Source organism: Paenibacillus sp. J2R1T-4, from assembly GCF_059692235.1.
In genome coordinates, this window is record NZ_JCAUBA010000020.1 from 18,722 (window position 1) to 41,352 (window position 22,631).

A 22,631-nucleotide genomic window follows, 5' to 3' on the forward strand; every position below is an offset into this window, starting at 1 on the left:
CTCTCCCCTTTCTCAGTAACGTTCCGTCTTATACCATTTGGCTTCCCGCTTGAATACCAAATCTTTCAGATAAGCGTACAAACCATAGGCCGCAACCACCATCCAGAATTGACAGTATGAAACATACATGAGCATGATGATCCATAGATTGGAGAGCTTCATCTCTCCCTTTTCGGTTATAACTGTAATAAAAGTCCCTACTATAAATAGAGTGATCGCAAGCAGCCATAGAAACACGCTGAACCCAGCAATCGTCGTATGCACATACCCTAAGGCATGAAGAATTAGCAGTATATCGGACATCACGAGTGAAGTTAGCAGCAGGAAATAGATGGACAGGAAGTACAAGATATCGAAGCGAATGTTGCGCGCCGAACGGTCAAAGAGGAGCCGGGCATTTTTCACAATGACATAGATATTGCCCTTCGCCCATCTCGTTCGTTGCTTGAACCACACCTTCATCGTCTGCGGCTCCTGTTCCCAGGTGACGGCCTTAGGCTGGAACTTGATTCGATACCCCATCATATAGATGCGAAAGCTGATCTCGGTATCCTCTGCGATCGCCTTCACGTCCCAACCACCGATCCGCTCTACGATATGCCGCCGCATGATAAAGTTAGTTCCGGGTATCGTGCACAGCTTGAACAGTTTCCATCTTCCGGCCTGTGCCATCCACTGAAAGGATAACGTCTCGATATTAATAAATCGGGTTAATAGGCTGGCATCCCGATTACGGGTGCGGAATTTGCCAATCACGGCTCCGAGCGCGGCATCGTTCATGATCTCCCCGACCAGATAACGAAGCGCTTTTTTCTCAGGGGTATTGTCCGCATCATAGATCGCGATCAGCTCCCCCTTGCTTTGAGAGAACCCGATGTTCAGTGCGTTGGACTTGCCTTTCCCCCCCGTGATCTTATCGGTGTTAATGATGATTAGATTGCGCTCAGGATAGGTCTCCTGTACTTTCGCTAGCAGAACGCTGCTATTATCGGAGGAATTATCGTTAATCACAATAATCTCATACCGATCACGAGGATAATCCAGGGCGAGCAATGCCTCTACAGTCTTGACGATCACTTTCCCTTCATTATGAGCAGGCACCATGATCGTGACGAACGGCGCATCCCCGACAATCTCTGGCACAGACTCACTCTCACCCTGAATATAATAGAGATAACCTGCAATAATAAGGACCACGTTTACAAGCAAGAGCGACCAAATACAGATAACTGCAATTAACATTAGAACGTCTGCAATTGTCATAACTGTCTCCTTATTTGTAATACTTACGTTTGTATAGCCGGTATCCGATGATGAACAAGAATCCGAATATAACCAGGGTTAACACAATGATGATGATAAAGATCGTATTCTGAACGTTGAACAGCCTGGAGAAGCTCTTCTCCTCTTGTTGCACATAGCTGTGCTCTGAGCTAATATCCTTCCTGACATCATTCAGATCCACATTCTGGCCATTTATAAGAAGTTGGCCATCCTGTGAAGTGGAGCGAATACTAGCTTCCGTCTGAACCTGGTGAGGCACGCTTTTATAGTCGGCAAAAGTCAACCAACTCTGCTTAAGCCTCTGAACCGCCTGTTCGAGCTCCGTCTCGTTCTCATACATATCGACCGTGATGGCTGTATGCATCGGAAATGCTTGTACCGCCTTGCCTGTATGCTCGTACTGCTGAAAAACGTCCATTGGTAAGCTGTACATGGCAGAGGCAAAGGGCTGTGAAGAATTCGTCTGTGCCCGGTACATCAATTGTTTATTAGGAAATAACACAACGGAATCGAAATAGCTCATCCCTGCTGTCACGTATTCCGTATCATAAGACCAATACATCTCCGCCCCCATCCCAAGGGGGGCGATCCCATAATCGATCAGAACCTTCAGGAACGAAGTCATCTTAGGCTTAAGCGTATTACCGCCCTCTTGACTGCTTGTAGATGCCACAACAGGAGCATGAACCAAGATGCTGCCGTTGCGGGACTGTACATATTTCAAGGTTTCCAGATAGCGTTGTGCGGCTGGATATTCAGTATTACCGAACACAGGACTGACACTAACCGCAAAAGGAATGCCGGCATCATACAGCTTGTCGGATAACCTCTCCAGCATCTTCAAATCTGAGAACGGATAAATTTCTTTAAATAATAGATAAGTGTGGCTTGGCGCCGCGACAGCGAACCAATCCTTTAACACATAGGAGATGGCCAGTTCGCTGAGGTTCCCCTTTTCCAAATAGGGAATATAGGTATACCGACCCTCCCTTACTGCAAAGGGGGAACGGAATTCTCCGTTCTCAGACGAGAGACTGCCATACTCGACTCCGTTATGCTGAACCAAATAAGGCATATTGTTCACACGGATCAAGGGCTGAGAGAACGGTCCGATTGACAAGCGGATTGTTCCCTTGCCAGTCTTGCGGGTCTGAATATTCAGCTTCTCTTGAACATGAACAGGTAAGTGCTCTCCAATATGCAGATAATCACCTTCATAGGCTGCGAGATCCTTAAGTAAATCTGGAGGGGTATCGGCAAGATCCTCAGCATTGCGGACGGCTATGACCTTCGTATATAACTGCAGCGTTCCTTGCTTGTAGCTATCCATAGAAGTCAAAGTGACCTTGGCACTGAACGAGGCAAGCATCCGCCCCAGCGCCTCGATATTGCCTTCTCTGGACGTCCCTATCGACTGACTGTCATAGAGCAGCAGCACATGAACAGGATCTCTGCCCGCCGATTGAACGACAACAGGTGGAATGGACAGCAGGAGGATAAGCAGCATGATGAGCGAATGTTTCCATTTGTGTACGAACATGCTAGGCCTCACCTCCTAACTCGCTCTGCCACAGCTGTCGTCGAATGACATCGGCAATCGTTAAATAAGTAACCATATCGAATGCGGCCGTAAATAGAAATTCGTGTTTGGCCAGATCCGCATCCCCAGCCCCTATGATGGAGGCCACGATACCGGATAAGCCGGCCAGGATCATCATTATGATTAGAGGAAGCCGCAAGGCGCCCCTCATATTCCGGGCTTTTATAGCATAAATGAAGGAAGGCATGTACAGACCGATTATAAGAATCATCCATAGACCTATAAACCCGAACGTCTTTGGCGCAATCGTTTCTTTTAACAGGCTGTACCCTGAGAAGAATGAGGTCTGTGCTCCAAAAGGCTTCTCAACCGATTTCTCATAATTGCCCATGGCAGAAGGCCGAATCTTGAAAGCATTCTGGGCGGCCAAATCCAGCATTTTTCCTGCCTGCTCCGGATGGGTGAGATAGTAGAGTAGAATCGATCCGAATCCATACTCGTTATAGAAGTGTTTCTCCAGTATCTCGGAATTCACATCTACGGTAGTGTATGGCTCATAATAGATGCTCTTATTCAATACAGCGAATTGTTTGTCGATCCCAAAAGCTTGCAAAGCAGCTTCTGGATCGTTCGACTCCATTAATACCCCCCTTGTCATCGCGTGGTATTTGTTGATATTCACAAACTCTTGCGGGATCCAAACATACGCAGCCACACCAGTAAGGAGCATACCGATTAGTGAAGTAGCCATCAGGGCGCGGAACGGTCTTTCTTTGCGAATATAAATGAGAATGAACAAGGTCAAGGCAATAATAACACCCACGGGCGCATTCTGCTGCTTGCTTGTGGTTAGAAGCAGCCCGCTGATCGCGAAGATGGCCAGCAGCAGGTAATCGTTATATCGTCTCCGATAGAGCAACAATCCTGCCGCGAATAAGAATAGCAGTGAGATTAAAACGATGCTTTCGCTATAAAACGAGTTAAAGTAAGCTGTATACCCCGTGTCTGCGAATACGAAGATGGCGATCGCTGCAATAGAATACCCATACTTCTTAGCTATTCTCCATGTCAGACTTTCTACCAGTAAATAGATTGCAATCACATACAGGATGGTAAAGATAGCCGCTTGGAATCGGATGTCGAACTGCTCATTATGATAAAACCATGTATTGACCCAGATTGCTAGGCGAATAAATAACGATTGTGAGGACGATAAAGTTGCTCCATTCTCATTGTAGTACTGGAAGATCCCGTAATCCTTGACGAAGTAGCCTAAGTAATGACTGTCATAGTCCGGTACGTTGAAGTAGAGGCCATTGCTGTATAAGATACGAAAGTAATCCCCGTTATCCGCCATTCCGATAAAAGGTCGTACGAACAACGCGATCACCGTAATTAACAGCACCCCTATGGCACTCATCCAAGCAGGTGAGATCATTCGGCCGAGCCTTAGAAGCCTATGCGTCAGATTATGGTTAAGCTCGATACCTGTCATTCTGTACTCCTTTCCATTTTCAATAGGTGTAGGCCAGCAAGGCCATCAGATTATCGAAGGAGTAGGCCTGCAGTGTCGGCCCATAACCAAATCCTCCATTCAGCGGACTTGCTGTATCCCGGACCTGGAACTCGTTCATTCTCCGAATGCTGTCCTCATACAGAGGCCCATCTCCGAGCTGTGATCCAATCATAGCAGAAATCGCATAGATGGCAGTCGATCGAATATCGTTCGTCGGCTTTCCTTCTTTGGTGTATTGCCCGTACAGGGTACCTGCCCTCACCTGTTCCTTCAAATAACGAATACTTTCCGGATTATGTTGCTTGACCTCGGCGAGCGCAAGAATGGTGAGAAGCGACTCCACAGTGTTTATAGAGTCCGAGCTATATGAACGCGTCTTATATTGATATCGGGTCTCGTAAAAAGGGAACTGATCAGACAAATACCCTCCCTGTATGATTTCCAGCATGTTCGCGGGCAGCTTCTGCTGTTGCTTGATGGAATCAGGGAGCAACTGCAGCGTCTTGAGATCAATGTAACATAAGGTGATGAACGCGTTCGTCGTTCGGTATGCAGCATCGTAGAAATCATACAGATGCTCATCGTTGATATTGTACTTGTAGAAACGGCTCCCATATGTATCAGCTTCCGTTACGTACTTCGTATCCTTGAACATTCGACCCGCTTCATGAAGAGCTCGAATGATCCTCATGTCGTCCACAGCAGCATTAATCATGTACTTCTTCTGCTGCTTGGGACTATATCGATAGCTGAAGCCGGTATCCATATCGAATATTTGTTTGGCTCGCGCCCACTCGGAATCAAAAGCGCTCTGCTGCCCAGTCAGCGCATAATAACGCATCATGAGCCCTGACGACTCGCTCAATAGCTCATGACCTGTTGCTGCCTCCGCAGACTGGTCCGTATCCAGATAATTCGTATGGATCCCGTTGCTTCCAGAGAGTCGGCCCACAATAAATTGCTGCAGTCCCTCGCGATTCTCTTGCATTTGCATGGCGTTCCCATATTGCTTCGGCGGCAGCAAGGACGGTTCGGGGAATTGCACTACGGGCTTCGTTGCCTTGTCACAAGCCGCTAATAAATAGACAGATACAAGGATGAGGCTCATGTACAGAACAGCTCTCTTGTTCATTCCCTTTTGGTCTCCTTCATCGATATAATGCCAATTTGTCGAATCCACCCGAGTCGTGGCGCCTGTAAGATTAGAGAACCATATCCTGATAGGGCTGTCAAATGACAGACTCTTCCTTTAACGGTATACTTATGTTAGTTTGGCATCGTTTTCAGTTACTAGCCATTATAAGATTCCTTATTTGGAGGACATGCATGAATCCAGTATACATTACTAGTATTGGCAAATTTCTGCCTGGTGAGCCTATTGGCAACGATGAGATGGAAGATTACCTCGGCCGAATAGGAGATAAGAGTTCGAAGTCCATGCGCCGTATTCTTGAACAAAACAAGATTCGTTATCGGTACTATGCCCTCGATAAAAATCAACAAAGCTTATATTCCAATGCAGAGATGGCAAACCTTGCAATCCGGGACGCTCTGGATCGGAATAATGACGATTTATACGATCAAATCGACTTTCTCGCTGTCGGTACTACCCAAGGCGACCTGCTGGTACCCGGTTTTGCAAGCATGGTTCATGCTGAAACGGGGTTACCCGTCATGGAGATCGCCACTCATCATGGTGTCTGTGCTAGCGGCATGCAAGCGATGAAGAATGCCTACTTACAGGTGCAATCAGGTGAGAAGCAAACCGCGATCTCCTGTGCAAGCGAGTTCCCAAGCCGTGTATTCAAGCATACTCGTTTCGAGACGCAGGCTAAGTTCATGAATCATGCTATCCCTTTCGATACGGACTTTCTTCGATTCATGCTATCCGATGGCGCAGGTGCTGCTGTGCTGCAGCATCAACCAAGCGACCATGGATTATCGCTCCGTATTGAATGGATTGATAACAAGTCCTATGCCAATCTGTACGAGGTCTGTATGTATGCCGGGTGCAATAAGGACGGGTCTTCGGTCGCCGCCAACTCATCCGGCTGGCTCGATTATGCATCCGTCCATGAGGCTGCTGATGACGGTGCTATTAATCTCAAGCAAGATATTCGTCTCGTCAATGAAATGCCCAAAGTCGGTGTGAATCGATTTTTTGAGCTCGTGGACGAGGGCAAAGTACACCCGGGCGATATCGACTGGATGGTGTGCCATTACTCCTCTCATTTTTTCCGTGACGAGATTTTCCGCTTGATGAAGCTTGGGGGAATGACGATTCCCGAAGAGAAGTGGTTTACCAATCTGTATACAAAAGGGAACACGGGTGCGGCATCCATCTATATCATGCTGGAGGAGCTCCTGAACGAAGGACATCTGAAGCCTGGGGAGAAGGTCTTGTGCATGGTGCCGGAGAGCGGACGATTCCAAACCTCCTATATGCTGCTGACCGTTGTCGGTTCAGATGCTAATACTGACAACAGCAAAGTCCCAGAGGTCAATCTGGAGCGTCTACCGGAAGCGCCTCACTTGGAATATGATGAGTCCGATTTCATTCAGTCCTATCTGGTTCGTCAGTTAGTCCATATATGGGTTGATTTTGAACAGAAGCTGTCACAGGTCCCGGTTATTCATAAGCTCTATAGAGGCAAGTTTACACTTGAGGATTACAAGCTGCTCATGGAGAACATCCGACAGCAGGTCATTGACGGGTCTCAGTGGATCGCACGCGCCGCTTCTTATATTGCCATCGAGCATATTGATCTGCGTTCCTTGTTTATCGCCCATGCGCGCGACGAGCATCGTGACTTTCAAATCCTCGAGCGTAACTACGTTGCAGTAGGCGGAAAGCTGGAAGACATCCAGTCAGGAGAGAAAAATATCGGCAGCGAAGCGCTATCCGCTTACTTATTCCAGCGGGCCAGCCGCGAGAATCCGGTCGATTTGATGGGGGCAATGTGGATCATTGAGGGTCTTGGGTGCCGCATGGCCAGGCATTGGGGAGAAGCGATTCGTGATCAGCTCCACCTGAGCGACGAGCAAGTATCTTTCCTTCTGTATCATAGCGATTCCGATGAGAAACATTTTGAAAGACTAGAAGCTGGTATCCAGCATCCCATGCTAACGATGGAAATCGCGGAGCGCATTGTGAAAACGGCCAAAACAACAGCACGGTTGTATTTACTGCAATTAGAGGAGCTGGGGAACATATGAGCCAAGCTGATTATTTCAAAACGATGCAGCATAACAAGCACGACCCGAACCCGTTTCTTGCGATCTTTCTGGACCAGAGCATTCCTTTTAATGAAGAAGCAAAGGCAGCCTATTTGAAAGATTGCTCAAGTAAGTCCCGACAGTTCCTGCTTCCTGTACTAAGACCGCTGTCACGGCTGTTCATCATTCTCTTTCAAATTTATAAAATCATATTCCCGAAAGCCTTCACTTCATCCAGAATGCTCCATCGTTTCTTGTATTGGGGAATGAGAACCTTTGTAAGTCCGGATGCAAATTATATGATTCTCCGGCATTTCTATCTAGGCTCCGAAGTGCTGCAATTCATTCGCGACAACGTGCCTGGCGTTCAGATGGAGATGAACCCGCTCAAGCCAACCAACCTTGAACCGGTTAAGGACGATCTGTTCCTCATCCATGATCTCAATCTATATAACTTTGTGATTAATCTAAACACAGAGATTCGTTCCAAGCATATAGAAGTGACCAAGCAGGAGCGGCTTAATTTTGACGCTATCACTTCCGAGCCGATTCCTATCGAGCGGATGCCTGCTCATCGCTCGAATTTTCTTGACCTAATGACCGCAATCGAATGCTTCACGCCTGTATATCAATTGTTCCTGACCGATAATGACTTCTGGCGGGCAACGAATTCGTTACAACTGGATGAAACGATAGGAATACTAGCCTCCAAGGTGATCGGCAGCAATGACAGGTTGGCCTTGATTAACAACAAGCATCCTATGGTTCCGCTCTCTACCCTCCGGGCAGGATTTCGCTTGGTTCTTCATGGGCTTGCCACAGAGCAGCTTCACGCCTTATTAGTAGAATTGAAGCACAAACAGGCTGCCTGATGAGTCAGCCTGTTCGTGTTTGATTGGGGCTCAAGAGGCGCCCCGCCCTTTTTCCTTGATATGTGTGGAAAATAGTTTGTCTAAATAGGGTAGAAAGAAACCAAAGTTTCCTGTATTTCTACTGTGATGATAGCTATGGCGTCGGGTAAAGCTAAGCAGGCTTCCTATAGGCCGTCCGGGGAAAAAATCGACATTGTAGTGACCCATCGTATTGAGCACAATACTCATCAGCGGCAAGGTGAGAAGAGATACCACGGAGAACGAAAAAAACAACAGTGCGGTTGTCATCACACTTCCTAATAACAAGGCTTCTACAAAGTGAAAACTGTAGGTCGAGTAAGCCGTTGGTGTTACGGACTTATGGTGCTTGTAATGCACGTGCCTGTACAACCATTTCGTGTGTAATAAGCGGTGACTGATGTAAAAGTGAATCTCATTCCACAGGAAAAGTGCGATGATCTCGAGCGGTAGCTTCCACCATGTAACCGTCCAGGTCACATGAAGAACACCATAATTCACTAGGAATGCTGTAAAGACCGAAATCACACCAAACATCACAATAGAGAGGAGCGAATGCATAATTTCGGATTGGAGCTGCTTCGGTTTCACAGGCCGTTCATCAATCAACCGTCCTGCTGAATGGCGAGTCAGTCTATTGCCAATCCAAGCCGCACCAAAGTACAACAAGGAGAACCCAACGAGAGTCAGAACGAATACACTCCAATAAGCAATCTCCATAAGCATCCCCCTCCCCTAATTTTATAGTTTCTACTTCTATGGATTTCCATATCCTTCAAAATGTTGTAAAGCCAAGCCAGCCTTGTAATCTATATAGGATTCGTTTTAAAAACACGGTTTCCTCTTGATACTCCGTGTAATCTATAGTAAATGCAGCCCCCTCATTATTCCAGAGTCTACGGAAGTATTCACTTACCTCCGTTGCAACCTTGCTTTCCGTTGGCGCGACAACCTTAAGGTTCGTTTCGAGATTCAGATCGTCCAGATTGCGCGATGTGAAATTAGCCGAGCCATTGTGGATCACAGCATGCTCTTTACTCTCAATCATCATCAGCTTCGTATGATATTGCTCCTTGCTCGTATTGTACCATCGCACTTGGATCCGATTGCCTGATTTCTTCAGCAACTCCGATGCAACCGGCCGATTGGGAATCCCGATCTTCTCACTGCCGAAGGCATTCTCATTCGGGTCAAGGATAAGCCTGATTTGCGCGCCTCGATCTGAAGCTTCCAGAAGCTGACGAACCACCTGTCTGTCGGCCAGATAGAACATTCCCATCCATATCGTTTCGTCAGCGCCAGCTTCAGATAAATCCTTTCGCACATGATCCAGAATTTTGCCCTCCGTCAAGAGACGTACCTGAATGTTTCCGTTGTTAGGACCTACTGGATTATATTGCGGCAGCTTGACCGAGGAATCCGACATCCGAATGGCCGCCTGCTCGCTTTCAAGCACATCGCCAATAAGATCTCCTCTTACCTCGATGGCACTGTTCGAGTTATAAAAGCTGGCATCATGCGCATTCGCACTAGGGACGATCACCGTTTGCTCGGTCACGATTACCTTGCGGTGGTTCGCTTTGACATTCAACAGCTTCAAATAAGAGCGTGTCGTCATATCCGGCGCCCTGTTAGCCATGCCATTCGGCAACGTTGCATTGCCGGATTGCCCGAACCACTGTGCGAATATACGCCACCATGCTGAGTACAGGGGTGTGGAGTCTCTCAGGGGGTCCACATCGGTCAGCACCGTCTCAATCCCTGCCGCCTGCAATCGTTCAAGCTCTGGCGATGGATGTGAGCCATAGGAGGTGTTGATGGCGTCGGTGATGACCACAATCGACATCTGCGGGTATTTCTTTTTTTGCGCGATTAGTTTATCGGTAAGTGTCTGGCTGAGCGGAGGAAACGATTGTTCCTTCTTGTAATAGCCATTATATAGGAACATGTCCACCACAATGAATTGCTTCGCTTCATCTATAGCTTTGTACACCCGCTCGAATATGTTTTGCTCCTGAATGGTTTGGCCATCAGACTGACCCTTATAAGTCAGATCGCTGAGAAAATGAATATCTGTATCCGTCACATAATGAATAGGACCCTCTACTGAGATTCCATCAGGTAACGGCTTATTCGTATGGTATACCGCAACTGCTGTATAGAACAATACAACGATCATGACGCCTAGCAGCCACCGCTTTTGGGCAACCTTCTTGCGCACTTTGGGTAAAAGGACGAGGTCTGAATGGGAATGGTCTTGTTTATGAGCAGAATGGTTCATACCTGACCCTCTCTCCGGATTTATTTGATCTACCTACGTAGTACCGCATACCCGATAGAATGAAACAAAATGCCCCCCCTCCCCACCACCAAAATTTTTGGATATTATCATTCATTCTTTTCTGATTTCATTAATAAAGTGGATATAGTGCGTTTTCTTCTCTCAAAAGGAGGTGTGTGATTTGGCAGGATGGATCATATGGTTCGCCATTGCCGCGGTTCTCGTGGCCGTAGAGATGCTGACGTTAACCTTTTACTTGCTGTGGATGGCTATAGGCGCTTTGGCGGGAGCATTGACGAGCTTTCTTTTCCCTGATCTTCTTACCGTTCAATTGCTTACAGGCGCAGGGGTGGCACTCCTGCTAACCTTGTTCACGAAACCGCTGACACGCCGCTTCCGATCTGGGGCTGCGTTTCGCGATGCAATTGATGGCCTGGTCGGCAAAGAAGGAATTGTCGTGGAAGCAATCGCTCTAGGGAAGCCGGGCATCGTAAGAGTCGGAAGCGAGACATGGAGTGCTACAGCAGAGGAACCGCTCGAAGTGAATCAGTTAGTCGTCATTACCCATCGCGGAACAACCATGCTACAAGTTCGTTCATTAGGAGGGGAACAATAATGGGTGTAATATTGGGTGTTATTATCTTGGTCGTCATCTTGATCGCTATTGTGCTATCAATCAAGATCGTCCCGCAGCAACGGGTTGGTGTCGTGGAACGGCTCGGTAAATTCAATCGGCTGCTGACACCGGGTGTCAATATTCTGATACCGATCATTGACCATGTCCGCGTCTATCATGACCTGCGGATTCAACAAGCGAACGTTCCGCCTCAGACGGTCATTACGAAGGATAATGTCCAAGTACATATCGATACGATTATTTTCTATCAAATTATCGCACCTGACATGGCTACATATGGGATTTCCGACTATGTGTACGGCGTCCGCAATATTACGACTGCCACCATGCGTCAAATAATCGGGAAGCTGGAATTGGACGAAACCTTATCGGGCCGCGAGAAAATTTCAGCAGAAATACGAATAGCACTCGACGAGGCCACAGAGAAGTGGGGCGTGCGCATCGAGCGTGTAGAAGTGTTAGACATCAAACCTCCTAACGATATTCAGGATGCAATGGATAAACAAATGAAAGCGGAGCGCAGCAAGCGTGCTGTAGTTTTGGAAGCGGAAGCGGCGAAGCAGGATATGATTCTCCGCTCGGAGGGAGATAAGCAGAGTAAGATCCTGAGAGCCGAGGGTGATAAGGAAGCACGCATCCGGCAAGCAGAGGGTCTGAGGCAGGCTCAGGAGCTGGAATCACTGGGGCAAGCCAAAGCCATCCAGACAGTGGCGGAGGCGGAGAAAACGCGGATTGAGATGCTTAGAGAGGCCGGTCTGGACGAGAATGTACTTGCTTACAAGTCCTTTGAGGCGTTGGCAGAAATTGCGAAGGGTCCAGCGAACAAAGTGTTCCTCCCTACCAAGGCCGTCGAAACATTGGGTACAGTTGGTGCGATAGGTGAAATGTTCAAGACAAATCAGAGCTAAGCAAACAACTCTTAGGATGGTTGGGTTCAGGTTCCGATATCACACAAAAAATCTTGCCAACACTAGTTGGCAAGATCCACCTCTTCGGTAATTTTATTAAGGGCGTCTGCTAATTTCTCGGCCGCTTCCTTGGCGACCAGAAAGGTTTCCGTAACCTCCTTATCGGCTTCGTTCGCTTCTTCAACGGCCACAATGGCCTTAAGAGTCGTCTCTGCTGCATTCTGGGTTGCTTCAAGACTGGATTTCACAACCACTTTCAATAGAGTAGGATCATTGCACTCTTGGAGAATTTCAGTCGCGACATCCGCGGTTTCAATAGCAGCTGTTGCCTCAAATTGTAGACGTAAGGCTTTCTGTCTAAGGTCATAGGCCCAGGCACTTATCTTTTCGGACCTCTCTCTTGCACTTTTCATGGATGCATACAAATCATTTATGTAATCATTCATGTTCATTTCCCCCTAGCTGGATAAATATTTTACCTTTTATTTAACACGAAGGCCCAGTTGTGAAACAATCTCGGTGGTATTTTGGGTTAAAAAAAGCGAATACCCACTTACAGAAGGTATTTCGCCATTGATTCGAGTTTCGATGGTGACCGTCTGATTAACAGGATGCAGAGTACTTTTCAATTCAAACAATTGTTCAATATGATATACGCCATGCGGCAACGCAGAGCGGGTATATAATATCCGCCACAGAAGCGGCTACCTTGGCGGTAATTTGGGCTTCGTTTCTACCCTGTAAGAAGCACTCGACCCTTACATCCTCTTGATTTTTTTTCCCCCATGCATCGATTTTTACAGCATAAGTATCTTTTCCTAATCGCAGCTTCCCGAACAGTTGAACGGCGGCATTGCGAAGCGGCTTTAACTTCAATAAACCGAACACTCCCGTCGCTCTCAGCCATGCTATCAACCCTGTCCCTGCTGTTGAATCGAAACAGAGACGTGTGGAAACGGTCGGTACACCAAGCGTGCGCGGCAGCACATGTTGATCCGAAAAATTGAACCGGTATGCCTTTTTACGCCCCAAATGTGCCCCAAAATCCGTTATTTTGCCGTCCTTGAAACTTGCAACTTCAACTTTTCTTCCTTCCTTCACCACATCAAAATTCATGCCCAGGTTGTCGACAGTCCATTCGATTGCGGCTTTCCCGTGCTGATCTCCCATTCCAAGCATAATAGAGATGTCTATGGTATTCACTTGATCCATTAGATTTTTGGCGTGAAGAGCCATCAAGTTCGTCAGCCCTGGTGCAAGCCCGATGCTCAGCACAGCCGTTGTGCCGTTCGCCTTAGCCTCCGCCTGCAATTCTTCCACCTGAGCCAGGAAGCAGTCATTCGCGGATACATCTACATAATCAATTCCGTTTTTGAAGCATGAGCGGACGAATTCGGTATTTGTTTGATCCAGGCACATGATAACAAGTTTGACGTTGTTCAAAATGTTCGGATCAAACCCTTCCTTACTATTCATTTGTAGAGGCATGACCTTCCCGCCGGTTGTACGACTGAATTGCTCCGCGCGCTCAAGGCTTCTTCCCGCCGCATAAACTTTACCTGGATATAATTCACCCAGTTCCCTGCATATCGTTTGCCCTACATGACCGTATCCGCCAATTACAACAATGTACTCCTTCATATTTGTCTCCTCCGTTTTGAACATATAGTATAGTTACTAAACTAAATGACAAAAAAATTTATTTTTGCAAAAATTCATTTAATTTTTCAATGCATTTCTCGAATATTTCAATCTCCTGTTGGCTTAACTGAGAACGAAGTTGATCGTAAAATTGGAGGTGTACTTCTTCGTGAGCCATGTAGGCTTTCTTACCCTTTTCGGTAAGTGAAATTAATACTCCTCTCGAATCATGCGGATACGACGAACGCGTCACCATTTGTTTGGCTTCCAACCGTACGATAAGCTGCGAGACCGCACCTTTCGTAACGCCAAGTCGGGCGGCAAGCTCATTCATAAGAATGCTTCCCTCGTATCCAATCCCCTCGATCGTATGAATTTCACTTGGCGTTAAAGATCCGGCTTGTCCAAAGGTTTGAGGATGCCGTTCGAGCCGTCGGAGTTGCAGGAACAATCGACCAAGATTGCGGCTTCCCTTATTCATATGGTTAGATTGTGAACTATTGTTATTATCCATGTTGTTAGTTTAGTATCTAAACTTATTAGTTGTCAAGAAGAAAACTAATCATGCTTCCCCTTGCAGTCTCCCGTTCCATACATCCATCCTATACTGTCTTGGAGTTACCCCTGTCCACTTCTTAAAGGCACTTTGAAAAGCGCTTGGTTCTGAGAAATGAAGAAGGTACGCAACCTCTCCTATATTAAATTCCGGTTTAGCCAAATACCCAACGGCAAGCTCTGTTCGAACTCTATTCATAATATCCTGATAAGTCGTATTTTCTTGTTTCAACCTCGTCTGAATACTCCTTACGCTCATTTTGAATGCCCTGGCTGTATCTTTGAGACTCGGAAATGAAATCGGCATGCATTTCATGATCCAAGTGTACAATTGATCGGAAAATATTCGACCTTGCATGAATCTGAGTTTGGCTTCCTCTGCAATGGCTTCGAAAGTTCCTAGTAATTTAGAGTCTGCAAATAAAATGGGGTACTCTAAAATATCCTTACTCATGCGAATCATACTCGAATTTTGGTCAAACTGTGGCGTTATCCCGAGCACGGAAGTATACTCGTCGATCTCTGAGGAGAGAAGATGGGTGAAATGCACCTCTTTTAACGAAATGGTTCTACAGCTTAGCCTTATCATCAAATGATATACCGAACTGAGCATATCCTCCATGCAGTGACGGGTCGGATGTCTATGAGGATGATTGTACGACATCTCGAGGATGACGTCCTCCCCCTCCGCTTGCCAACTGATGTTGTATGCATTGCATACGACGACATTGTACTTTTGATAGGCCGCTAAAGCTTGACCGATGGTTTTGGAGTGCAGCATAACAAATCCCAGAATTCCCAAATCAGAAACTTCTATGTTCTGTCCTTGATGCAATCCAAATGTATCATCCGATGTAATGGCAGCGGCCAATTCTGTTATACGTTCGAAATCCTCTTCCGGCAACCGTGCTTCGGGATCATGAAAAAGCGATTCATCGATATTTGCCCTTCTGAAAAAATCGTCTTTGTCATGTCCCTTGATCAAAATCGTTTTCACAATAGGATAAACAAGGGAAACAGATATCCCAGTATAGTTTGGCAAGATGTTCTCCTCTTCCTTTTTGCGCTTAAGAATAAGATTTTGGCATGTTTCATCATATCCCTGTAGCTTCAAATGCCTTATTCTTACTTTATCTTAACACGCACAGTCACTAAAGATGAATAAAGGAGACGAGAACATGCAATCCAATATAGCTATTATTAACGGACATCCGTATTCCAAGAGCTATTGCACGGCATTATCGGAGGCCTATCAGAACGGTGCAATCGCTAGCGGTTCGTCTGTACGCAGTATTCATATAGGCTCCTTGAATTTTGAACCGAATTTGAAGTTTGGGTACCATCAACGGTTGGAGTTAGAAGAGGATTTGATAGCGGCTCAAGAGACAATCCGTTGGGCGAACCACCTTGTATTCGTATATCCTATTTGGTGGGGGACGGTCCCCGCCATCCTGAAAGGGTTCATTGATCGTGTATTTCTACCTGGATTCGCCTATCGGAACCGTCCAAACTCCTTACTCTGGGATAAATTGTTGAAAGGGAAATCGGCCCGCCTCATTGTAACGATGGACTCGCCTTCCTGGTATAATCGATGGGTGTACAAACAAGGGGGACACCATGTCATGAAACGTGCTACTTTGCAATTTTGTGGAGTCAATCCCGTCAGAATCACTGAAATATGTCCGGTTAAGTCTTCAACGGATAAGCAACGTGAAAAGTGGCTTGCTGAGGTCGAAGCTTTAGGTTTGAAACGTTCATAGAGCCCTCTACTCAAACTTTTATCTATTCCAGATTGGCATGACGGCCAAACATAGTCGTGGAGTCATAACCCTTTTGCTCCATTAACCGCAATATGGCAGCGTCAAAGAATAATAACAAGGTCTGCTCGAATAACGAGCCCATAGGTTGTATGGTGGAGTAATTACCAGCTGACTTATCTTTGGGCGAACCGGGAAGTTTCACGGCGAAATCCGCCAACTGTCCAATCGTTGAATCCGGGAATATCGTCACTACCGCGATGGAAGCTTGCAAGCTTCTGGCCTTCTCCGCCATCGAAATGAGACTCTTCGTTTCCCCGGAACCCGATCCGATGATCAGCATGTCATTTGCGGTAACATTAGGCGTGATCGACTCACCTACAACATAGGCGTCAATACCCATATGCATTAGCCTCATTGCAAATGCTCTGGCCATCAAGCCGGATCGGCCGGCCCCAGCTACAAACACTTTATCGGACTTCATAATCTGCTCCACTAACTGATCTGCTTGTTCATCATTCAGATGGTCGGCTGCCTGCTGCAGCTCAAGAAGGATTTCAGCGAAATATGGATTGTTTTTCATTCGAATTACGATCCTTGTTTGATCAATTTATACATTTCAGCAGCAGCGGCATGCTTATCCTCTTGTCCGGTAATACCTCCGCCAACAATAACAAGATCGGGGTTCGCTTTGATAACTTCCGGGAGCGTACTTAATTTAATGCCTCCGGCAATCGCTGTTTTGGCATGCTTCACAACACGTTTGATAGTCAGAAGATCTTCAAATGAATTTTTACCAACTGCCTGGAGATCGTAACCTGTATGCACACAGATGTAATCTACGCCTAGTGCGTCGATTTCTTGCGCGCGTTGCTCGAGATTTTTCACAGAGATCATATCAACAAGGATCTGTTTGCCTTGTTTTCGAGCTTCTTCAACAGCACCTTTGATCGTCATGTCTTCCGAAGCTCCTAATACGGTAACGATGTCTGCTCCTGCTTCGGATGCTTTCATGACTTCGTAACCAGCGGCGTCCATAATTTTCAAATCAGCCAGTACCCTCAGGTTTGGAAAAGCTTCTTTGATTTCTTTGACGGCGCGAAGCCCTTCATTAATGACAACTGGTGTGCCGATTTCAACGATATCTATATATGCTTCTACTTCCTTCACCAACTGTTTGGCTTGTGGGATGTCGACAAGATCTAACGCTAATTGAAGTTCCATGGATGTTTCACTCCTCATGTAGATTGGTGTTGTTCACGGGTCCTATTGTACGATGATACTTTTCAAAAAGGAAGTACGCACTATTCAGTGACGTAGTACCCATTTGGAAACTATGAACGACGAAAAAGACCTTCAACACAATGTTAAAGGTCCCTAGTTTGGACATTCCTATATTGATTTATCCTCGATTTTCTCTTGATGCTTCTGTCCCCAATCGGCAAGCACATTCAGCACTTCCTTCAAGCTTTCGCCATATTCCGTTAAGGAATACTCGACTTTCGGAGGCACTTGAACGAATACTTTCCGATGGATGATACCGTCAACCTCTAATTCCCGTAGTTGTTGGGTTAACATTTTTTGTGTAATGTCAGGCATCGCCCGTTTTAATTCGCCGAATCGTTGGACGCCTTCCGTCAGATGGCAAAGAATGACCAGCTTCCATTTGCCGCCAATGACTTTCAGAGTCATTTCTACTGAGCTCTTGAATAGTTGATTCCCCAAGGTAACGGACTCCTTTAGTATATTAATGGATACTATCTTACTTAAAAGCGGGTACTTGCTTATAAGTACACTACAATTAATAATAAATGGGGTTATCGTCGATTGCAAATGAGAACTCAATTAGGGTCGTTTTCATAAATAGAGCTGTGCCGAACAGCAAAAAGAGAAGCCAGCAAGGCTTCCCTGAGTGTCCTGCGTTTAGCCCTTTGCTGCCTTACGCTTCCTGATTTCACGCCGCACTGCAGGAGCAACTTCTGCTGCGAGCAGTTCAATTGCCGCGGCAACCTTGGAAAAAGGCAGCCCGCCGACATCAATCTGGGCTATGAAGCGATCGTGTCCGAACAGTTCATATTGGTAAAGAATTTTTTCTACGACCTGCTGCGGGCTCCCGATCGCCAAACCTTGCTCAGGCACAACAAGTTGATCCATGTCCTCCCGGGTCAGTCCCAACCGGCGGCCCCGCTCCCGCATAAGCGTACCGAAGTAGTTCATGTAGTGGGGATAGAATTCGTCCAACGCCTGTTGGGTTGTTCTCGCCACATATCCATGGCTAGTGATGGCGATCTTGAGATCCTCGACCCGATGTCCGGCCTCAGCTCCGGCACGACGATAGATGTCGACCAGCGGCTTGAACTGGGCCGGGTTGCCGCCAAGAATCGCGATCGCCATGCCTTTACCCAGCTTACCAGCGCGTGCTGCGCTTTCCGGTGTGCCCCCGACGCCGATCCATACCGGCATTTGCCGCTGCTCGGGACGGGGCGCGATCTGGGCGTCGCGCAAGGAAGGACGGAATCGGCCGTCCCAAGTAATTCGCTCGTGCTCTGCCAATTGAAGCAGCAAATCAAGCTTCTCGGCAAAAAGCTCGTTATAATCTTCCAGATTATAGCCGAACAACGGGAACGATTCGACGAATGCGCCACGTCCGGCAATGAGCTCAGCCCGCCCGTCTGAAAGCAGGTCCACGCTGGCGAAATCTTCAAACACCCGCACCGGGTCTGCCGTGCTTAGGACGGTCGTAGCGCTAGTCAGTTTAATGCGCTTGGTGACCTGGGCAATGGCGGCCATTATGACCGGCGGAGACGAGACGGCGAAATCGGATCGGTGGTGCTCACCTAAGCCAAAGACGTCCAGCCCTGCTTCGTCGGCCAGCTTGGCCGCCGCTATGATCTCTTCCAGTCGCTGACGCGCGCTGATCGCCCTTCCGGTTCGGGTATCTGGAATTATATCGCCGAACGTGTAAAGACCGAATTCAAAGCCTCCGTTATCCAACTCTATGTTCGTTTCATTGCTCATAGGATCTCCTCCAAGTAGTTTTGTAGCTGCATTTAAGTAAGCTACTATATTTTAATAATAACAAATAAGCTCCGTCACCGCCAGTTGGCACGCAGAGTTTCATTTGCTGTAAACGCAAAATAATGGTGATTTAAACTTTTTTGGGGAAGGTTTTGTTTCAGCAACATAGAATGTATTTAGGTATAAAGAACTATTGGAGGCCGAGTTTCTCATGAAGTTAACGGAAAAAATGGTTGAATTTATTCATGGCCCGCTAATGATGAAGTGTCGAACTCATGCGTCCTGAATCCAAACAAATCAAAGTGATGAACAAGAGAACCGACAAATTGTTTAAATAAATTCCATATATAAACAAAAGGCCACTCCTTCTGGAGTGGTTACTTTATTACTTGTTCGCCTTTATATCTTTTTAACGAATTCAGATTTTAATTTCATAGCTCCGAACCCATCAATTTTACAATCGATATCATGATCTCCATCTACCAAACGTATATTTTTTACTCTCGTCCCTATTTTTACGACTAATGAACTTCCTTTTACTTTTAGGTCTTTGATTACTGTTACAGAATCACCATCGTTTAACACATTTCCATTTGCATCTTTGATAATCTTACTATTTTCACTATTGTCGGTATCTAATTCTAATGTCCACTCATGACCACATTCTGGACAAATCAATATACTTCCATCTTCGTATGTGTATTCTGAATTACATTGCGGGCAATTGGGTAAATCCGCCATAATTTCATTTCTCCATTCGTTATTGAATTAATTAAACCTCTCTCGAACACTCAAACATCTTCCTCTTGTGGCGTTCTAATTTCGTTAATTCTGACTTTATAAGTTTCCCCCCATGTTTTCATAGATATTATGAGCGGTTCCAAGGTCCTTCCAAAATCAGTAAGAGAGTATTCTACTTTGGGCGGAACTTCCTTATAAACTTCTCTGTGAATGATGCCGTCTCGTTCAAGCTCCCGTAACTGAAGGGTAAGCATGAACTGAGTAATACCTGGATTGAGACGCCGGAATTCATTAAATCTTTTCGTTCCGTCAATGAGATGATAGAGAATGATCCCTTTCCATTTGCCGCCGATGACATCTAGAGTTGTCTCCACCGGACATCCTTCCATGTTTGGACTGGTACCGTATTTGTTTCTCCGATCTCCCATTACACTGTCCCCTCACAATGGTATGATTTTTAATACTATATAATAAAATTATGCGTACTTCCTTAAAGTTAGTATACAACATATAATTCAAATGTACGATATACCAATTTGAAAGGAAGATTAATATGAGCAATCAGCCACAAATGAAAGCAGTTGGTGCCTACCGATATGTCGCTTTATCCGATCCGGAGAGCCTGGTTGATTTATATATTGAAAAACCGATTCCAACAGGTCGCGATCTACTCGTAAAAGTAAAAGCCATCTCTGTCAACCCCGCCGACTTGGGTGTTAGGGAGAAACACAACTATGAAGAAGAATCACCCAAGATTCTTGGTTGGGATGTAGCTGGGATCGTGGAACAGATCGGACCTGATTGTCAATTGTTTAAACCCGGGGACGAGATCTATTATGCGGGCAGTGTCACTCGCCCAGGCGGTAATAGTGAATTTCACTTGGTTGATGAACGAATTGCTGGAAACAAGCCAAAAAGTCTGGATTTCGCACAGGCCGCCGCATTACCGCTTACCTCTATTACTGCTTGGGAGGGCTTATTTGATCGATTAGGAATTAGTCATAGCGCAGAGGAAAACAAAAGCATACTCATTATCGGCGCAGCAGGAGGAGTAGGATCGATTGCTACTCAACTTGCTAAATTAGCAGGTCTAACTGTAATTGGTACGGCCTCACGTCCAGAGTCCATTCAGTGGACCACAAATCAAGGGGCAGATTTTACAATCAATCACAATGACCCTTTTGCACCGCAGCTCAAGAAAATAGGATTTGAGACTGTCGATTATATATTTTGCTTAAATGACACGGTACAACATTTTGCGAATATGGCTGAGGTCATAGCTCCCCAAGGTAAGATTTGTTCAATCGTTCCTGCACATAAGGCTTCTTGGACGGGGAGCTTGGATATGGACCTGCTTTTTGCTAAAAGTATCACGTTTGTATGGGAGCTTATGTTTACCCGATCCATGTTCCAAACCAAAGATATGATCAAACAACACGATCTGCTGAATAAACTGGCTGAGTTAATCGATAACGGAAAGTTGAAAACTACATTATCGGAACGTCTAGAGCCTATTAATGCAACCAACCTGCGTTTGGTACATGAAAAAATGGAGACAGGGAGATCGATTGGAAAGATTGTATTGGAAAATTTCTAAAATAAAAGAACGGCTCTTTTGCATTAGGAGTGCAAACAAGGCCGTTCTTTGTCTTGCTTCAAGAATTAAGTTTCATTTGTGCTATTAGAAAGATCCAGAATTATCTTTGCCCTGAGGAACTCCGAGCCCGATACCATTCGACCGTAGCGGCTACCGACTCTTCCAACGCTGTCGCCTGATGCCCGAAACGATTCGTAAACTTTTGGCTGCTTACAACAAAATCCTTTTCGAATTGGTAAAACATCTCGATGCTTTCCCTCGCCGCCGGAATGAACATCCCGCCAATGCGCAGCATCAACTTCCCCATCGGCTTTATCGTGGCCTCAACACCGGCAATCCGTGCGGCTAACTGTACAAACTCTGTTACGGATACCGTATTCGCGTTGGGGACATGCCAAGCCTCTCCATAGGCATCCTCGGCTTGACCGAGCATAACGAGCGCTCTTCCGAAATCTTCAATAAACGTATACGTATGCCTCCGACCAGGGTCGCCTAATACAGAGGCCGGCTTACCTTTGATGAGCGGCTGAAACATCCTTTCGCCAGCGGACGAGTCCGTTACGCCAGGTCCGAAGAAATCGGACCCCCGGCCAAGTACGGCCTGAAGCTTCCCGCGAAGGCACAATTCAAGCAGTCGCTCTGCAAGCCTCGCACGAATCCTGCCTTTCTTTGTCTGCGCGGCGTTCGGCAGTCCTTCGTGCCTCTCGATGTCTACATCCCCGTACATATACATATTCTCTGCGACGACCAGCTTGGCGCCGGTTGCCATTGCAGCTGTGATGATATTCTCTTGAAGCCGCTCGAATCTTCCCTCCCACTGGTGATACGGAGGCTGTGCACATTGATATACTACTGCCGCTCCTCTAATTGCCGCTATCGCTTGATCAAGCTCCATCAGATCAGCCCTGTCAACCTTTACATTGTCTGCCCAAGCCGACCGCCCAGAGGAATTCACCATTCGAACCGGCTCCTCCCTCCTTCGAATCTCATTGAATACTGATCTACCTAGCGGTCCTGTGCCTAATACTACATGCATGCGTGCGGTGCCTC

23 protein-coding genes are annotated in these 22,631 nt (G+C 46.5%); 6 read left to right on the forward strand and 17 right to left on the reverse strand.

Annotated features, from left to right (window positions below; translation table 11 throughout):
- Positions 1–12: 12 nt before the first annotated feature.
- From AC58QD_RS25845 to AC58QD_RS25860, 4 genes are read right to left on the reverse strand one after another with little or no spacing between them, the layout of a single operon-like run.
- A complete protein-coding gene (locus tag AC58QD_RS25845) occupies positions 13–1,263 on the reverse strand; it encodes a glycosyltransferase family 2 protein (protein WP_497337916.1) in 1,251 nt (416 codons plus the stop codon).
- A gap of 10 nt (positions 1,264–1,273) precedes the next feature.
- Positions 1,274–2,824 (reverse strand): DUF2334 domain-containing protein, encoded by a 1,551-nt coding sequence (locus tag AC58QD_RS25850; protein WP_497337917.1) that lies wholly within the window; start codon positions 2,822–2,824, stop codon positions 1,274–1,276.
- A 1-nt stretch (position 2,825) separates the two neighbouring features.
- Complete coding sequence (gene wsfD, locus AC58QD_RS25855) at positions 2,826–4,319, reverse strand: glycan biosynthesis hexose transferase WsfD (protein WP_497337918.1); 1,494 nt, start codon at positions 4,317–4,319, stop codon at positions 2,826–2,828.
- 19 nt (positions 4,320–4,338) lie between these two features.
- Complete coding sequence (locus tag AC58QD_RS25860) at positions 4,339–5,472, reverse strand: hypothetical protein (RefSeq protein WP_497337919.1); 1,134 nt, start codon at positions 5,470–5,472, stop codon at positions 4,339–4,341.
- A 194-nt stretch (positions 5,473–5,666) separates the two neighbouring features.
- On the opposite strand from AC58QD_RS25860, the gene AC58QD_RS25865 reads away from it, so the two are divergent.
- Positions 5,667–7,556 (forward strand): 3-oxoacyl-[acyl-carrier-protein] synthase III C-terminal domain-containing protein, encoded by a 1,890-nt coding sequence (locus AC58QD_RS25865; protein ID WP_497337920.1) that lies wholly within the window; start codon positions 5,667–5,669, stop codon positions 7,554–7,556.
- Positions 7,553–8,428 carry a DUF6999 family protein gene (locus tag AC58QD_RS25870; RefSeq protein WP_497337921.1) on the forward strand — a complete coding sequence of 292 codons (876 nt, stop codon included), beginning with the start codon at positions 7,553–7,555 and terminating at the stop codon, positions 8,426–8,428. The genes AC58QD_RS25865 and AC58QD_RS25870 overlap by 4 nt, the downstream gene beginning before the upstream one ends.
- 30 nt (positions 8,429–8,458) lie before the next feature.
- Here AC58QD_RS25870 and AC58QD_RS25875 read toward each other — a convergent pair whose 3' ends face one another.
- Together AC58QD_RS25875 and AC58QD_RS25880 are read right to left on the reverse strand one after the other, a co-directional pair.
- Positions 8,459–9,166, reverse strand: a complete 708-nt coding sequence (locus tag AC58QD_RS25875) for a sterol desaturase family protein (RefSeq protein ID WP_497337922.1) — start codon at positions 9,164–9,166, stop codon at positions 8,459–8,461.
- Between the two features lie 55 nt (positions 9,167–9,221).
- Positions 9,222–10,727 (reverse strand): phospholipase D family protein, encoded by a 1,506-nt coding sequence (locus AC58QD_RS25880; protein ID WP_497337923.1) that lies wholly within the window; start codon positions 10,725–10,727, stop codon positions 9,222–9,224.
- Positions 10,728–10,908: 181 nt separating this feature from the next.
- On the opposite strand from AC58QD_RS25880, the gene AC58QD_RS25885 reads away from it, so the two are divergent.
- A complete protein-coding gene (locus AC58QD_RS25885) occupies positions 10,909–11,343 on the forward strand; it encodes an NfeD family protein (protein WP_497337924.1) in 435 nt (144 codons plus the stop codon).
- The gene (locus tag AC58QD_RS25890) at positions 11,343–12,272 is read left to right on the forward strand and encodes an SPFH domain-containing protein (RefSeq protein WP_497337925.1); all 930 of its coding nucleotides are present in this window, start codon (positions 11,343–11,345) and stop codon (positions 12,270–12,272) included. The genes AC58QD_RS25885 and AC58QD_RS25890 overlap by 1 nt, the downstream gene beginning before the upstream one ends.
- A gap of 62 nt (positions 12,273–12,334) precedes the next feature.
- Here AC58QD_RS25890 and AC58QD_RS25895 read toward each other — a convergent pair whose 3' ends face one another.
- The 4 genes from AC58QD_RS25895 to AC58QD_RS25910 form a co-directional block, all read right to left on the reverse strand.
- Positions 12,335–12,718 (reverse strand): hypothetical protein, encoded by a 384-nt coding sequence (locus AC58QD_RS25895; RefSeq protein ID WP_497337926.1) that lies wholly within the window; start codon positions 12,716–12,718, stop codon positions 12,335–12,337.
- Between the two features lie 196 nt (positions 12,719–12,914).
- A complete protein-coding gene (locus tag AC58QD_RS25900) occupies positions 12,915–13,913 on the reverse strand; it encodes a saccharopine dehydrogenase family protein (protein WP_497337927.1) in 999 nt (332 codons plus the stop codon).
- A gap of 58 nt (positions 13,914–13,971) precedes the next feature.
- The gene (locus tag AC58QD_RS25905; protein ID WP_497337928.1) at positions 13,972–14,427 is read right to left on the reverse strand and encodes a MarR family winged helix-turn-helix transcriptional regulator; all 456 of its coding nucleotides are present in this window, start codon (positions 14,425–14,427) and stop codon (positions 13,972–13,974) included.
- A gap of 48 nt (positions 14,428–14,475) precedes the next feature.
- Entirely contained in the window at positions 14,476–15,510 is a 1,035-nt protein-coding gene (locus AC58QD_RS25910; protein ID WP_497337929.1) for an AraC family transcriptional regulator, read from the reverse strand.
- Between the two features lie 136 nt (positions 15,511–15,646).
- Here AC58QD_RS25910 and AC58QD_RS25915 point away from each other — a divergent pair, with 136 nt between their 5' ends.
- Positions 15,647–16,228, forward strand: a complete 582-nt coding sequence (locus tag AC58QD_RS25915; RefSeq protein ID WP_497337930.1) for an NAD(P)H-dependent oxidoreductase — start codon at positions 15,647–15,649, stop codon at positions 16,226–16,228.
- A 22-nt stretch (positions 16,229–16,250) separates the two neighbouring features.
- On the opposite strand, the gene hxlB is transcribed toward AC58QD_RS25915, so the two are convergent.
- From hxlB to AC58QD_RS25945, 6 genes are all read right to left on the reverse strand, one after another.
- Positions 16,251–16,808 (reverse strand): 6-phospho-3-hexuloisomerase, encoded by a 558-nt coding sequence (gene hxlB, locus AC58QD_RS25920; protein ID WP_497337931.1) that lies wholly within the window; start codon positions 16,806–16,808, stop codon positions 16,251–16,253.
- 5 nt (positions 16,809–16,813) lie between these two features.
- Positions 16,814–17,449 carry a 3-hexulose-6-phosphate synthase gene (gene hxlA / locus AC58QD_RS25925; protein ID WP_497337932.1) on the reverse strand — a complete coding sequence of 212 codons (636 nt, stop codon included), beginning with the start codon at positions 17,447–17,449 and terminating at the stop codon, positions 16,814–16,816.
- A 168-nt stretch (positions 17,450–17,617) separates the two neighbouring features.
- Positions 17,618–17,917: a winged helix-turn-helix transcriptional regulator gene (locus AC58QD_RS25930; RefSeq protein ID WP_497338040.1), complete on the reverse strand. Its 300-nt coding sequence runs from the start codon at positions 17,915–17,917 to the stop codon at positions 17,618–17,620.
- A 231-nt stretch (positions 17,918–18,148) separates the two neighbouring features.
- Complete coding sequence (locus tag AC58QD_RS25935; protein WP_497337933.1) at positions 18,149–19,243, reverse strand: LLM class flavin-dependent oxidoreductase; 1,095 nt, start codon at positions 19,241–19,243, stop codon at positions 18,149–18,151.
- 399 nt (positions 19,244–19,642) lie between these two features.
- Complete coding sequence (locus AC58QD_RS25940; protein ID WP_497337934.1) at positions 19,643–19,984, reverse strand: zinc ribbon domain-containing protein YjdM; 342 nt, start codon at positions 19,982–19,984, stop codon at positions 19,643–19,645.
- A 50-nt stretch (positions 19,985–20,034) separates the two neighbouring features.
- Positions 20,035–20,412, reverse strand: a complete 378-nt coding sequence (locus AC58QD_RS25945) for a winged helix-turn-helix transcriptional regulator (protein ID WP_497337935.1) — start codon at positions 20,410–20,412, stop codon at positions 20,035–20,037.
- A 125-nt stretch (positions 20,413–20,537) separates the two neighbouring features.
- Here AC58QD_RS25945 and AC58QD_RS25950 point away from each other — a divergent pair, with 125 nt between their 5' ends.
- On the forward strand, positions 20,538–21,581 hold the full coding sequence (locus AC58QD_RS25950; protein ID WP_497337936.1) for a zinc-binding alcohol dehydrogenase family protein: 1,044 nt from the start codon (positions 20,538–20,540) through the stop codon (positions 21,579–21,581).
- Between the two features lie 100 nt (positions 21,582–21,681).
- Here AC58QD_RS25950 and AC58QD_RS25955 read toward each other — a convergent pair whose 3' ends face one another.
- On the reverse strand, positions 21,682–22,617 hold the full coding sequence (locus tag AC58QD_RS25955; protein WP_497337937.1) for an NAD-dependent epimerase/dehydratase family protein: 936 nt from the start codon (positions 22,615–22,617) through the stop codon (positions 21,682–21,684).
- Positions 22,618–22,631 lie beyond the last annotated feature (14 nt).